The sequence below is a fragment of the Amycolatopsis bullii genome, from assembly GCF_014654205.1.
GTDB lineage: Bacteria > Actinomycetota > Actinomycetes > Mycobacteriales > Pseudonocardiaceae > Amycolatopsis > Amycolatopsis plumensis.
Genome location: NZ_BNAW01000065.1, coordinates 34,639 through 47,900 on the forward strand (window position 1 = coordinate 34,639; position 13,262 = coordinate 47,900).

A 13,262-nucleotide genomic window follows, 5' to 3' on the forward strand; every position below is an offset into this window, starting at 1 on the left:
GGTGTCCGAGATCGATCAAGTGCGGACCGACAGCCGGACGAGGCTCGCGTCGCCGGGCTTCCAGCGCGTCCGGACCGCCACGTACCGGGCCGGCCCGGTGTCCGCCGTCGCGTAGGTGACGCCGTCGACGCTGGTTTCGACGGCCGCGGCGGGGACGCGGCCGCGGGTCCAGGCCAGCTCGACCGCCGAAACCTCCAGCACCGCCCCGAAATCGACCACCATCCGGCCGCCGGGGCCCGGCCGCCACGCCGTCGCCGGGTCGTCGTCGACGGCCGCGGCCGGGCTCGACATCCCCGGCGGCAGCGGCTCGGCGGGGAACGTGGTCCGCCCGAGCGCGCGATCGGCCAGCGGGTACGGGCGGACGTCACCGAAGACGACCGGCACGGTCCGGCGCGGCGGCAGCAGCACCGGCCGCGCGCGCCCGCCGTCCGGGGTCACCGTGACCAGCACCGGCAGCAGCCCGGCCGGGGCGGTGAGCTCGACCCGGCTCGCGTCGCGGACGACCGCCTTCACCCCGGCCGGCCCGGTCAGCGTGAACCGCGGCGGTTCGATGCGGCCCTCCGCGGCGGCGAGGGCGTAGGAGAACTCCGTGCCGGTCCGGGTGACGGTCTGCTCGCCGCGGTAGAGCCGGCGGGTGCCGCGGTCGCCCGGGAGGGTCGCGGTGCCGGTCACCGCGGCGCCGGAGAGGTTGAGCAGCACGAGGAAACCGTCGGTGACGGTGGCTTCGGCCGCGCCGGCCGTCACCCGGCCGCTCGCCTTCGCGGGTCCGGGGTACAGCTCGGCGACGAAGGGCGCGGGCGGGCCGTCGGAGAGCGTGACGCGGTCAGCGGTGACGGTGATCGGATTCGGGCCCGCCACCGTGATCCCGGCGCGGCCGTCGATGTCCAGCCGGCCTTTCGTGCTGCTGAGCGCGGGCACCGGGTAGGTCGCCGCGGTCGTCCAGGCCACGCCGTCCGGTGACGTTTCGACGCGGTACTGGCGGCCGGCGGCCGCTTCCCAGCTCAGCCGGACGCGGTCGACCGTCCGCGGCGCGCCGAGGTCGACCGCGAGCCAGCTGTCCGCGCGCGGCCGGTCCGAAGTGGACACTGCCCAGCGGGTGGTGGCGTCGCCGTCGACGGCGTACTTCGCCTCCTTGCCGGGGCTCGCCGAAGACGCCGACGCCGTGCCGCCGCGCGCGAGGTCCGGCCCCTCGCCGTCGCGGACCTCGAAGGCCCACAGCGAATAGCCGTACTGCGGGTCGGGCCGGACGCCGAGCATGCGGACGTACCGCGCGGTGACCGGGGCGAACGTGAGGTCGTCGGTCCGGACGCCGGGGGTCGGGGCCTTGAGGGTGACGCTGCCTTCGACGGCGGTGTAGGTGCGGTCGCCGTCGAGGCCCGGCACGCCGGGCATGCTCAGGTTGTGGACGTTCAGCACGCCTTCGCCCTCGGCGACGCCGGTGCTGGCGTACACCGCGGCGCCGGTGGGGAGCGTGGCGAAGGCGGCGTACCCGGTGTCGAAGCGGAGGACGCCGACGGTGCCGTCGAAGCCGTCGCGGATCTTCGCGTACGTCGTGGCGTGCCGTTCCCGGACCGCGAGGTTCGTCGACGGCAGCAGCATCGGGTTCGCGCCGCCGAGCACGAACAGCCAGTCGTCGTGGTGCGGCTGCCAGGCGAACTTGACGAAGCCGGGCTTGGTCACGGTGGCCGCCCAGGCGGCGGGGGAGCGGTGGGCCAGCAGGCCCGGGCCGGGGCCGAAGTCGGCGGCCCCGGCGGCGTGCGCGTCGAACTCCTGCCGGGTCACCGGGACGACCGGACCTTGCTGCGCCCGCCATTCGTGCAGCAGGTAGCTGATGGCGAGTTCGGCGCGGGCCTCCGGCTCGTACTTCGGTTCGCCGGAGAACTTCGTGATCCGGTCGGCGGGCGCGTAGGCCTGGTAGGGCTCGAGGCGGGCGGCGAGGTCGGCTTCGGCGCGGGCGGCGTGGCGGTCGCCGAGCACCTGGGCGCGGAAGGCCAGCGGGATGACGTCGCGGCCGTAGAGGTGCTCGCGGTCGGCGACCATCGGCATCAGCGGCTCGCCGGCGTCGCTGGTCATCAGCAGCATGGTGCGCCAGAGCAGTTCACCGTTCGGCTGCGCGGTGAGCACCTCCGGCAGCGGCGTGCCGGCGGCGAGGAAGTGCATCGCGTTGCGGCCGGACGTCCGCCAGAGTTCCTCCTGGTAGTGCGGGCCGAACGACCCGTGGTTCTCGACGAGGAAACTGTCGTAGAGGTTCGTGGCGGTGTTTTCGCTGATCGGACGGCCGTCGACGAGCCGCGGGTTGGCCAGGTCGGCGGCGGGCAGCCCGGCTTCGTTGCGGCTCCAGGCGCCGAAGGCGGCCCGCCACCCGCCCGCCCGCGGGTCCGCCGGAGCCCACGCGAGCGCGGGGGCCAGCGACTGGGCGTAGACGCCCATCTCTTCGAGCTTCGTGTCGCCGACGTGGCCGCCGAGCAGCCCGTGCGGCGTCCAGCTGCCCGAGTCCGGGTCGTCGCCGGTGCCGAGCGCGGTGGTGTAGGCGGCCTGCCCGGCGGTGATCCGCTCGACGTGCTGCCGGGTCGTGTCGTCGAGGTCCGTCCACAAGAGACGGGCGGCGAGCACGAAGTACGACTGGAAGGTGGTGTCGAAGAACAGCTTCCGGCCCCACTCGGTGCCGCCGGCCAGCCGGTTCGACGCGGCGAACCGCCGGATCGTGGCGAGGGTGTGCGTGCGGAGCGTCTCCCGGTCGACGCCGGCGACCGTGGCGTCGTAACCGTCGCGGGTGAGCAGCACGGCGTTGCCGAGCACGACGGCGAAGGTGAAGTCCCGGGCCGGGTAGGTGCCGTCGACGCTGTCGAACTGCTGCTCGGCCCAGCGCGTGTGCCGCAGCAGCACGCGCAGGTAGGTCGCGGCGACCGGATCGGGCGGGCCGCCCCCGGCCGCCCGGGCGAGCCCCGGGAGCAACCCCGAGGCCAGCGCGGCCGCCGCTCCGCCCGCGCCCAGCAGGCGGAGCGCCTGCCGCCGGTCCAGCTCGCCCATGCCCCGGCCTCCGCTCGTTGACAACCTTGTCAGCGCGGATTTTGGGTGGTCCCCGTTCCGGCGGGCAAGCCCGCCGGGGGATTCCGTCCGGTTTCGGACAACACCGTCGTATAACGCCCTATACCTGGCGATCGTAGTGCGCGATCAGCACGCCCTTGGTCGTCGGGACGCAGCCGGTGAGGGCGAATTCCGTGAGCGGGCCGTCGCCGAAGAGCCGGGCTCCGGAGCCGAGGGTCAGCGGGTGCACCAGGAGGGTGAACCGGTCGACCAGGCCGGCGGCGTGCAGGGCCCGCACCAGCGAAGCGCTGCCGATGACCGACAGGTCCCGGCCGGGCCGTCCCTTCAGCTCGGCCACGGTTTCCGCGGCGTCGCCCCGCAGCAGGACCGAGTTCTCCCAGGCCTCGGCGTCGTCGAGGGTCGTCGAGACGACGTACTTCGTGGCGGCGTTCATGTGCGTGGTGAACGGGTTCCCGTCGTCGCGCCGGCTCCAGGCGGCGGTGAAGTCCTGCCAGGTGCGGCGGCCGAACAGCAGGTCGCCGGGGCGGCTCATGCCCCGGCCCATCTCCTCGGCCATGACGTCGTCCTGGTAGCGGGTGCCCCACCCGCCGTGGCGGAAGCCGCCGCGGGTGTCCTCGTCGGGACGGCCGAGGCCCTGCACGACGCCGTCGAGGGTGACGCTCATGGTGACGGTGAGGGAACGCATGGAGGGGTCCTTCCGCAGCGGGTGGCGTGTCACCGCCCATACGAACGGCGGCGGCCCGGATCGACAGCCGCGGCGGCGTGGTGAGATGACAACGTGATCATCGACCCGTGGGTGCTGCTCCTGCTCGTGCTGGCCGGGGTCGGGGCCGGCCTGACCGGGGCGACCGCCGGGCTCGCGTCGCTGGTGTCCTACCCGGCGCTGCTCGCCGCCGGGCTGGCGCCGGTGACCGCCAACGTCACCAACACCGTGGCCATGCTCGGCACCACCGTGGGCGCCGCGGCCGGGGCGCGTCCCGAACTGGCCGGGCAGCGGCGGCGGCTCGTCCCGCTCTGCGTCATCACCACGGTCGGGGGCGCGTGCGGCGGGTTCGTCCTGCTGCTGACGCCGTCCGACGCGTTCACCGCCATCGTGCCGTGGCTGATCGGCGGGGCGTCGCTGGTGCTGATGGCCGGGCCGCGGCTGCGCCGGCTGGCCGAAGGCACCGAGCACCACGGCCTCAGCCCGGCGACCGGCGTGATCGCGTTCTTCATCGGTGTCTACGGCGGCTACTTCGGCGCCGCCGCGGGGGTGCTCATGCTCGCGCTGCTGGTCACGGTGTGGAGCCAGCCGCTGGCCCGGACGAACGCGGCGAAGAACCTGATCACCGGCTCGGCGAACCTGCTCGCCGCGATCGTCTTCTCGGTCACCGGCAAGGTCGTCTGGCCGGCCGCGCTCGCCGTCTGCCTCGGCTCACTCGGCGGCTCGTGGCTGGGCTCGGTGCTCGTGCGCCGGTTGCCGGCGACGCCGCTGCGGATCGGGATCGGGTTGGGCGGTCTGGGCCTGGCGGTCGTGCTCGCCCTGCGGGCATGATCGGCGGGTATCGGCGAGCAGGAGACCAGATGAGCATTGTCGGGACCAGGGTGGTCCGCCGGGAGGACCGGAATCTGATCACCGCGGGCGGCACGTACGTGGACGATCTGCGGGCGGAAGCGCTTTCCGGGGCCGCGCACGCGGTCTTCGTCCGAAGTCCGATCGCGCACGCGCGGATCGGCGGCATCGACGTGAGCGCGGCGAAGGAGGCGCCGGGCGTGCTCGGCGTGTTCACCGCCGCGGACCTCGGGCTCGCCCCGCACCCGGCGGGGCCGCTGCCGGAGCCGTGGCTGGCCGGGGACGTGGTGCGCTACGTCGGCGAACCGGTCGCGCTCGTCGTCACCGAAGAGCGCTACCAGCTGGCCGACGCGGCCGAGCTGGTCGACGTCGACTACGAGCCGCTCCAAGCCGTCGCGACCATCGACGCGGCCCTGGCGGGCGAGACGCTGCTGTTCCCGGCGCACGGCAGCAACATCGTGCAGGTCCACGGCGCCGCGGAGTTCGACGACGCGATCTTCGAAGACTGCGAAGTCGTCGTCACCCAGACCATCCTCAACCAGCGCGTCGCGCCCGCGCCGCTGGAAGTGCGGGGCGCGGCCTGCGTGTGGGGCGAGGACGGCAGGCTGACGGCCTGGCTGTCCACGCAGAACGCCCAGATGGCCCGCGGCCAGCTCGCGGCGAGCCTCGGCGTCGGCGAAGAGGCGGTGCGGGTGATCGCGCCGGACGTCGGCGGCGGGTTCGGCGCGAAGATCGGCGCGGACCCCGAGGCGACCGTGCTCGGCTGGGCCGCCAAGCAGCTCGGCCGGGGTGTGCGCTGGGTCGAGTCGCGCAGCGAGAACCTCACCGCGATGACGCACGGCCGGGCCCAGCAGAACACCGTGACCATCGGCGGGAAACGCGACGGCACGGTGCTGGCGTACCGCCTCGACGTCGTCCAGGACGCCGGCGCGTACCCGCGGTTGCTGATGCTGCCGACGCTGACCGAGCTGATGGCCGTCGGCGTCTACCGGTTCCCGCGCGTGGAGACCCGCAGCCGGGCGGTCGTCACGACCACGACGCCGATCGGGGCCTACCGCGGCGCCGGCCGCCCGGAGGCGACGGCCGCGGTCGAACGGGCGATGGACCGCTTCGCCGCCGAGATCGGCCTGGACCCGGCCGAGGTCCGCCGGGTCAACTTCATCCGGCCGGAGGAGTTCCCGTACCAGTCGCCTACCGGGGCGTCCTACGACACCGGGGAGTACGCGGCGGCGCTGGACAAGGTCCTCGAAGCGGCCGGGTACGCGGAACTGCGGGCCGAGCAGCGGCGCCGGCGCGAGGCGGGCGACCCGGTCGAGCTGGGCCTGGGCATCGCCGCCTACGTCGAGATCACCGGCGGCGACGGCGCCGGCGAGAGCGGCCGGGTCGACATCGAACCGGACGGCTCGGTCGTCGCGTGGACCGGCAGTTCGCCGCACGGGCAAGGGCTCGGCACGTCACTGGCGATGCTGCTGTCGGACCAGCTCGGCGTCCCCCTCGACAAGATCACCGTCCGGCACGGCGACACCGACGAGGTGCCGAAGGCGGTCGGCACGTTCGGCTCCCGCTCGCTGCAGCTGGGCGGCTCGGCGATCCGGCAGGCCGCCGACGAGGTGCTCGCCCAGGCCCGCGAGCTGGCGGCCGACCTCCTGGAAGCGGCGCCGGACGACCTCGAACTGGACACCGAGCGCGGCGTCTGGCAGGTCCGCGGCGCGCCGTCGAGCACCGTGCTCAGCTGGGCGCAGGTCGTCGAGACCGCGGGTGAGGGCAAGCTCTCGGCCGACGTCTGGTTCGGCGGCGGCACGCCGACGTTCCCGTTCGGCGCGCACCTCGCCGTCGTCGAGGTCGACACCGAGACCGGCAAGGTCCGGCTGCGCCGGATCGTCGCCGTCGACGACGCCGGCCCGATCGTCAACCCGCTGACCTTCCGCGGCCAGCGCCACGGCGGCCTCGGCCAGGGCGCGGCGCAGGCGCTCATGGAGGTCGTCACCTACGACGACGACGCCAACCCGACGACCGCGACGCTGGCGGACTACTCGTTCGTCACCGCCGCCGAGCTGCCGGACTTCGAGCTGGTCGACATGGCCACCCCGACCGACCGGAACCTGCTCGGCGTCAAGGGGATCGGCGAAGCGGCGACGATCGGTTCGACACCGGCCGTGCACAACGCGGTGGTGGACGCGCTTGCGGCCCGCGGCGTCCGGCACCTGGACATGCCCACGACCCCGATCCGGGTCTGGGCGGCATTGGAAGAAGCTCGGAAGGGAAGCGCGCAGTGAAGGTCTCGATCGAGGTCAACGGGCGGTCGCTGACCGAGGAGGTGGCGGACCGGACGCTGCTGGTGCACTTCCTGCGCGACACGGCCGGCCTCACCGCCACGAACGTCGGCTGCGACACGACGTCGTGCGGCGCCTGCACGGTGCTGCTCGACGGCGAGTCGGTCAAGTCGTGCACGGTGCTGGCCGCGCAGGCCGACGGGCACGCCGTCACCACCGTCGAGGGACTGTCCTCTCCGGACGGTTCGCTGCACCCGGTGCAGCGGGCGTTCCAGGAGCAGCACGGCCTGCAGTGCGGGTTCTGCACGCCGGGGATGATCATGGCGTCGGTGTCGCTGCTGGCCGACAACCCGAAGCCGACGCGCGACGAGGTCCGCGCCGGGCTCGAGGGCAACCTCTGCCGCTGCACGGGGTACCACAACATCGTCAGCGCCGTGATCGACGCGTCGGGGCAGGAGGTGGACCGGTGATCCCGGCTTCGTTCCAGTACCTGCGGGCGTCCACTGTGGACGAGGCGCTCTCGCTGCTCGCATCGCACGGCGACGACGCGAAGGTGCTGGCGGGCGGGCATTCCCTGCTGCCGCTGATGAAGCTCCGCCTGGCCGCACCGGAGTACCTGGTGGACATCGCCGCGCTCGACGAGCTGCGGTACGTCCGCCTGGAGGGCGGCGAGGTCGTCATCGGCGCGTTGTCCCGCTACAGCTCGCTGGCGCGCGACCCGGTGCTGCTGGAGCACGCCCCGCTGCTGGCGCACGTGTCCGCCGAAGTGGGCGACCGCCAGGTCCGCCACCGCGGCACGATCGGCGGTTCCCTGGTGCACGCGGATGCGGCGGCGGACCTCCCGGCGGCGGTCCTGGCCTCGGACGCGGTCCTGGTGGCCCGCGGCCCGGAGGGCGAGCGCCGCATCCCGGCGGCGGAGTTCTTCCTCGGCCCGTTCACGACCCCGCTGGAGCCGGCGGAGCTGCTGACGGAGATCCGCCTCCCGGCCCAGACGGGGACGGGCTGGGGCTTCGAGAAGTTCACCCGCCGCGCGATCGACTGGGCGATGGTCGGCGTGACGGTCACGGGTGGCCGCGTCGGCCTGGTCAACATGGGCGGGGTACCGCTGCGGGCCACGGCCACGGAGGAGGCCCTGGCGGCGGGAGCGTCGATCGAGGACGCGGCGGCGTTGGCGGCCGAAGGGACGAACCCCCCGGACGAGCCCCACGCGACGGCGGAGTACCGGCGCCACCTCGCGCGGGTTTTGACGCGGCGGGCGCTGGCGCAGGCCGCTCGTTGATCACCCGGGGGCGGCACTGCGCCGGTGCCGCCCCCGGGTGATCGCGATGGCCGATTCCCGCCAGCGGGGGGTCCCGTGTGGACGGCAGGATCGAAGGCGTGGAAACTGTTGCGCACACGGCCATCGAGCCGGGAATCCTGTATTTCGGTACACCGGTGGTGTTGATCTCCAGCACGAACGAGGACGGCTCGGCCAACCTCGCGCCGATGTCATCGGCGTTCTGGCTCGGGTGGCGGGCGGTGCTCGGCCTCGGCGTCCGGTCCCGGACGGCGCAGAACCTGCTGCGCACCCGGGAAGGCGTCCTGAACCTGCCATCGTCGTCGATGGCCGCCGTCGTCGACCGGCTGGCGCTGACGACCGGGTCCGATCCGGTGCCCGACGGGAAGCGGGAGCGTGGGTACTTCCACGTGGCGGACAAGTTCGGGCGCGCCGGATTGACCCCGGTGGCGTCTTCGACGGTCGGACCGCCGCGGGTCGCGGAGTGCCCGGTGGCGATGGAGGTCGTCGTCGAGGCGGTGCACCCGGTCGGGGACGACGGCGGAGTGGTTTCGTTCGAGGTCCGGGTGCAGCGCGTGTTCGTCCACGATTCGATCCGGCTGGCGGGCAGCGAGGACCGCATCGATCCGGACGCCTGGCGGCCGTTGATCATGAGTTTCCAGAAGTTTTACGGGCTGGGGGAGCAGGTGCATCCGTCTACTCTGGCCCGGATTCCTGAGCGGTTGTACCGTGGTCCGGATATCGAACGGGCTCGGCGGGTTGCTTCCTGAAAGTGTTCTGAGTCGCTTGTGGACACACCTGATCGAGTGATGACGTGTGTTCGAATCTCGGTAATCTTGGGTTATGTCCGACAACGCGGCTGTTTGTTCCTCCGAGGCGGTGGCTTTTGCCGACCGTATCGGGGAGTTCGTCGCGTGCATGCGGTCTGCTGAAGCGGGGCTTGGGGCGTTGCTGGTGGAGATCGAGCAGCGCGGGGTGATGGAGGTGTTCGGGTATCGCTCTGTTGCGCGGCTGCTGGAACAGCTTGCCGATATTCCCAAGGCTGCTGCTGAACGGTTGGTGAAACGAGCCCGTTTGCTCAACCCGGGCCGTAACCTCGACGGCAGCCCCATCCCTGCTTTGGCGCCCGCCACCGGTGCTGCTGCCCTGACTGGGCAGTTGAGCAATTCGATGATCGACGTGATCACCGGTGTGCTGGCCGAGGTTCCTGTGGAACACCGGGAAAGCGCCGAGACCCACCTTGTCTCTTTTGCTGCCGAGGCCGGGCACAAGCAGGTCGCCGCGCTCGGCGCCCGCATCCTCGCCCACCTGAACCCCGACGGTTCTGAACCCGCCGACACCGAACCAGCGGCGCCGACCCGGGAACTGTTCCTGCGGCGCAAGCGATCCGGGTTCTGGGAGTTGAGCGGCCGGTTCGATGACGAGACCGGCACCCGCGCCAGTGCGTTGTTGGATGCTCTGGCCGAGCGCCGGACCGGTGATGAGGGTCCCGACCTGCGGACCCTGCCCCAGCGGTACGGGGATGCTTTCTCCGACGCGGTCGACCTGGCGTTGAACTCTCCGGATTTGCCAATGCAGGCTGGGGAACGAGCCCACGTGATGGTCGCGGTCTCCCTTGAGGATCTGAAGTCCGGAGTTGGGACGGCCACCCTCGGCGACACCGGCACGATCTCGGCTGCCGAGGCGCGGGTGCATGCCTGCGACGCCATGGTCATCCCCGCGGTCCTCGGGGCGAAGAGCGAACCGCTCAATCTCGGCCGCCTGCGCCGCCTGATTTCCGCGGGGTTGCGGCGGGCGTTGTTCCTGCGGGACCGGGGTTGCGCGTTCCCGGGCTGCCATCGGCCACCCCGCCACTGCCAAGGCCACCACATCCACCACTGGGCAGATGGCGGCCCGACCGACCTGAGCAACCTGGTGTTGATGTGCGCCCACCATCACCGGTTGCTGCACCGATCAGGGTGGGAAGTCCGCATTGCGGCCGATGGTTTGCCGGAGTTCCTTCCGCCGGTGTTCATCGACCGCCGCCGAAAACCTCGGCGCAACAACCTGCACGAACCGCTGCCCTTCGCAGCATGAACATGGGAAAGGCCCGCAGCCACACGGCTACGGGCCTACACCCACACCCACCAAACGTCGAACCGGCGGCTTGCAGTGCACAGCGGAAGTGGATGGCTCTGGCCGAACGGAAACTCGCCGCCCGCTGTCTACCACGACGGCGGCTACCACCATTGCTGTTGCCAATCCGCACCCCACCGCCGCGCCGGCGCCACAATCGCCGCCACCAACACCGCCCCGATCGCGTCCGCCACCGCCGCCACAATCGCCACGGCCGCCGCCACGATTGCCGCCGCTGTGCCGCTGCCACCGTCGCCACGAGCGCCGCCGCGGCCATGCTCTCGGCCACCGCTCCCGGCCACCGCTGCCGCCCGCCATCGCGACCACCGCGCCGCCGCCGCGATCGCCGTCGTGGCAAGCTGCCGATGCGGAATCCGCGGCAACGGCCTCCTCCCGAGCCGCATCCAAGCCGAGCGAGTAGCCGCCGACCCCGGCCCGTACACCCGAGCCATCCCCGCGCAAGTCGCCCACCAGGCTGAATCCCGTCTCGCGGCCGAACAACCGCCCCGCACCTCAGCCCCTCCTGGACCAAGCCCCCTTCTCGCTCCCGGGGTTCTTGCCCGCCTGGTCCAGGGGATCGTGGTCTTTCGGGCATCCGGGTGGCGGTCCCGACGCCCACCCCTGCCGCACTGCTAATGTTCATCAAGGAACTTGCTTGAAGGTTTGACGAAAAGGATCCGGCGAGGGGAAATGGCGGAGCGGTTCGAGTTCGTCCTCGAGGTCTTCGAAGCGCTCGTCGTCGGGCGGGCTACCGGGGGCGATGTCCGGCGGTATCCGCTCCGGGCCGGGAACCTGCCCAGCGATCCCGTGCGGTTCGTGGGCCTCGCGCGGCAGGTCTACGACGCGCTCGAGGAACGGCGGCTGTCCGTCTCCGGTGAGCTGCACCCTGGCGTCCGGACCGCCTTCGAGCTGCTCGCCGAACCTCGCGTTTCGGTCGCCGTGAGCGGGATCGACGGGCTGGGGGCCGATGTGGCCGTTCTCGTCGTCAGCGACGGTGCTCAAGCGCTCGGGATCACGCAGGCTCCGGACACCGATGAACTGCTCTTCTCCCTCTTCGCCGACGAGGACCTCGTCGAGGTCGTCACCGGGGTGCTTCCGCCCGCTCCCGCCGCCAGCACCGGGCGGCACACCGTGCACCGGGCCGCCGGGCAAAAGATGTCCGCCATGACCGCGAAGCGGATCGCCGACGCCGAGTTCGACGAAGAAGAGACCGATGCCTTCGGGATGATCGAGGTCAAGGCCGTCGTGCGGCCCGGGCGGCGGCCGCCGGCTCCGAAACCCTCCGATGTCGCCGTGCTCGAACGGGTGCTGGCCGAACCTCGGCTGGGTGGGGGGCACATCGCCGTCAGCGCTCAGGGACGGCGGGGTGAGCGGCTCGCCGGTCAGCCGCTGAGCTGGCTCGACACCGCCGATGGCCGGTACCTCGTGCACACCCGGACCGGCGAGGGCGGCGAACTCACCGCCGACTACGTGCCCGCCGGGCGGGCCGATCTCGCGCGCGCCATCCGCGACGCAATCGCGGCTGTCTACTGAACGGGGGACTGATGACGACCGAAGAGACCGCGGCGGTGGCCCAGGCTCTGCAGGCCACCCAGCAACTGCAGTCGGCCGCGGCCCCCGAGGCCAAGGCGATGGCCGCGGTGCGGGTCGGGCTCGCCGGGGCACAGCTGAAGCGGCTGGCCCAGAGCGGCGGTTTCGCCATCGACGACACCACCGGCAACCAGCTGATCGAGGCGCTCGAAGGCGTGCTCGAGTCGCTCGAGCAGCGCTGGGCGAACCTGCAGCGGCTGCACGACGCGCCGGCCATGAGCCGGACCGCCACCGGGCAGTGGGTGTCCGCGCACATGGTCAGCACCGCCGCCGACGACCACGGCCTGGTCACCCAGCTGCAGGCCGCGCGGCAGGAGTTCCCGACCTACATCGAAGCCATCAAGCTGGCCAAGAAGAACTACAAGTCCCGGGAAGAGACCACGCGCACGACGCTGACCTCGCTCCCGACCGCCGACCAGAGCTGAGGGAGACCGTGGCACCCACCGCCGAGTCCGTCTCGGACCCGTCGTCGCCGGACTACGACCCGCGCAGTCCGCTCTACGACGTGACCGCCGATTCGTCGTCGAAGTACTACGTCGGGCCGCTGACCACGGACAAGTCACCCTCGGGCGACGAGATCCGCGAGATGGCCACGAAGCAGATCGACGACGAGATCCGGGCCGGCTGGCTCGGCCCGGTCGTCGACCCGGTGCTGCGCGACAAGAAGATCCAGGAGCTCTACCAGCAGCACCTCAACGACGCCAAGCACGGCCTCGACGAGGGCCTCACCATGCGGGAGAACGGCGGGGCGCCGCGCACCCTGTGGAACAACGCCAGCCACGAACAGATGAACGAGGTCATCACGCAGGACGCCAACCCGGCGACCGTCGCGGAGACCTCGGAAGAGTGGGTGCGGGTCGGCAACGACCTCGGCACCCACCAGAAGACGCTGGCCGACGCGATCAGCGCGAGCACGGACAACTGGCAGGGCGACGCCGGTGACGCCGTCCGCGAGCACCTCGCCGGCGTCGGGAAGTGGCTCGGCGCCACCGCGCAGGGCGCCACGCTCGCCGGCCGCCAGCAGGAGATCCACTCCCAGGCGCTCAACGAGACCCAGCGGCAGATGGCCGCGAACCCGCCGGTGCAGTTCGACCTGCAGGCGACCAACCAGCGCCTGATGTCGATGACCGACCCGATCCAGTACGCGGCGGCCGCGGGCGAAGCCATGCAGACCTACCGGGCGCAGCAGGCCGCGCGGGAGCACGCCGCGCAGATCATGACGCAGTACGACGAGACCATCGGCGGCGCGGTGGCCACCCCGCGGTTCCCGGCCCCGCCGAAGCTGCCGACCGCCACCGCGACCAGGCAGGGCGTGGCCGCCGGGGGCGGCGCCGGCGCGGGCGGCGCGCAGCAGCCGCTGATGGCGCGGACCGCGATGGACGGCGTGACCCCGCAGACCCCGATCGAC

The 13,262-nt window shown here is 72.3% G+C and carries 10 protein-coding genes and 1 pseudogene; 9 read left to right on the plus strand and 2 right to left on the minus strand.

What is annotated here, in order from left to right; all coding sequences use genetic code 11:
• Positions 1–15: 15 nt before the first annotated feature.
• Together IE317_RS40285 and IE317_RS40290 are read right to left on the minus strand one after the other, a co-directional pair.
• On the minus strand, positions 16–3,030 hold the full coding sequence (locus tag IE317_RS40285) for a discoidin domain-containing protein (RefSeq protein WP_191316630.1): 3,015 nt from the start codon (positions 3,028–3,030) through the stop codon (positions 16–18).
• A 118-nt stretch (positions 3,031–3,148) separates the two neighbouring features.
• Complete coding sequence (locus IE317_RS40290) at positions 3,149–3,733, minus strand: dihydrofolate reductase family protein (protein WP_191316631.1); 585 nt, start codon at positions 3,731–3,733, stop codon at positions 3,149–3,151.
• A gap of 93 nt (positions 3,734–3,826) precedes the next feature.
• On the opposite strand from IE317_RS40290, the gene IE317_RS40295 reads away from it, so the two are divergent.
• The 9 genes and pseudogenes from IE317_RS40295 to IE317_RS40335 form a co-directional block, all read left to right on the plus strand.
• Complete coding sequence (locus IE317_RS40295) at positions 3,827–4,582, plus strand: sulfite exporter TauE/SafE family protein (protein ID WP_191316632.1); 756 nt, start codon at positions 3,827–3,829, stop codon at positions 4,580–4,582.
• Between the two features lie 29 nt (positions 4,583–4,611).
• Complete coding sequence (locus IE317_RS40300) at positions 4,612–6,876, plus strand: xanthine dehydrogenase family protein molybdopterin-binding subunit (protein WP_191316633.1); 2,265 nt, start codon at positions 4,612–4,614, stop codon at positions 6,874–6,876.
• The gene (locus IE317_RS40305; RefSeq protein ID WP_191316634.1) at positions 6,873–7,343 is read left to right on the plus strand and encodes a (2Fe-2S)-binding protein; all 471 of its coding nucleotides are present in this window, start codon (positions 6,873–6,875) and stop codon (positions 7,341–7,343) included. Before IE317_RS40300 ends, IE317_RS40305 begins: the two co-directional genes overlap by 4 nt.
• On the plus strand, positions 7,340–8,152 hold the full coding sequence (locus tag IE317_RS40310; RefSeq protein WP_191316635.1) for an FAD binding domain-containing protein: 813 nt from the start codon (positions 7,340–7,342) through the stop codon (positions 8,150–8,152). The genes IE317_RS40305 and IE317_RS40310 overlap by 4 nt, the downstream gene beginning before the upstream one ends.
• A 98-nt stretch (positions 8,153–8,250) precedes the next feature.
• A complete protein-coding gene (locus IE317_RS40315; protein ID WP_191316636.1) occupies positions 8,251–8,919 on the plus strand; it encodes a flavin reductase family protein in 669 nt (222 codons plus the stop codon).
• A gap of 73 nt (positions 8,920–8,992) precedes the next feature.
• Positions 8,993–10,225: an HNH endonuclease signature motif containing protein gene (locus IE317_RS40320; RefSeq protein WP_191316637.1), complete on the plus strand. Its 1,233-nt coding sequence runs from the start codon at positions 8,993–8,995 to the stop codon at positions 10,223–10,225.
• A gap of 729 nt (positions 10,226–10,954) precedes the next feature.
• Entirely contained in the window at positions 10,955–11,797 is an 843-nt protein-coding gene (locus IE317_RS40325) for an ESX secretion-associated protein EspG (RefSeq protein ID WP_191316638.1), read from the plus strand.
• Positions 11,798–11,808: 11 nt separating this feature from the next.
• Complete coding sequence (locus tag IE317_RS40330; protein ID WP_191316639.1) at positions 11,809–12,279, plus strand: hypothetical protein; 471 nt, start codon at positions 11,809–11,811, stop codon at positions 12,277–12,279.
• Positions 12,280–12,287: 8 nt separating this feature from the next.
• Positions 12,288–13,262 (plus strand): annotated as a pseudogene (locus tag IE317_RS40335) (hypothetical protein); the annotation flags it as partial.